This window comes from Aquimarina litoralis (assembly GCF_039523995.1).
In the GTDB taxonomy this organism is placed as follows: domain Bacteria; phylum Bacteroidota; class Bacteroidia; order Flavobacteriales; family Flavobacteriaceae; genus Aquimarina; species Aquimarina litoralis.
The window spans coordinates 1-534 of the sequence record NZ_BAAAGE010000038.1 but is presented as its reverse complement, the minus strand read 5'-3'; the positions used below and the strand labels follow the sequence as shown (position 1 = coordinate 534).

Annotated in this window: 1 protein-coding gene; it reads left to right on the top strand. The window is 38.6% G+C overall.

Features of this window, described 5'->3' with window-relative positions; translation table 11 throughout:
* Nucleotides 1-452, top strand: a 452-nt coding sequence (locus ABD077_RS25190) for a hypothetical protein (RefSeq protein ID WP_343914955.1), incomplete at its 5' end; no start/stop codon positions are given.
* Nucleotides 453-534: the final 82 nt, after the last annotated feature.

The following is a 534-nucleotide window of genomic DNA, read 5'->3' as shown; positions in this document are numbered from 1 at the left end:
CTGGAGGATTAGGAGCTAATAACGGTATGGCGGGAATTGCAGATAATACAAATACATCTTCTATAAATGCAATTGGAGTAACTATGGGATATAGTAACTCATATTTTTCTCAATCATATTATATAAATGGCAGTGAAACTAATGATTTAAATCAACAAGGTAGTGCAGTTTCACAGTGGGTTTATGCATGGGTTTATTATTACGGATCTTCAGCTAGTTCATGGTATGGATGTATAGCTCCACAATTCTATAGTTCTGCCGGCGGATATTGTGGAACAGTTAATAATAACCCACTTTCTAGTTCTACACAATTATATTTAAGTGCTATTGGTTCTGTTAGCACAGGCTTTTGGTGGCAAACAGCTTGGAATTTCATGAGAATGAGGACTTATCCGCCTAACGGCGTAATGCCGTCTAACACAAATCCTCAATTAACTGCAATTTATAGTTAGTGTTCTAAGTCGGAGGCCAAGCGGTCTTAGGAAGACAAGATGCTGGATCAACTCCTTGGCTCACAGAACGACATGGCTAAGA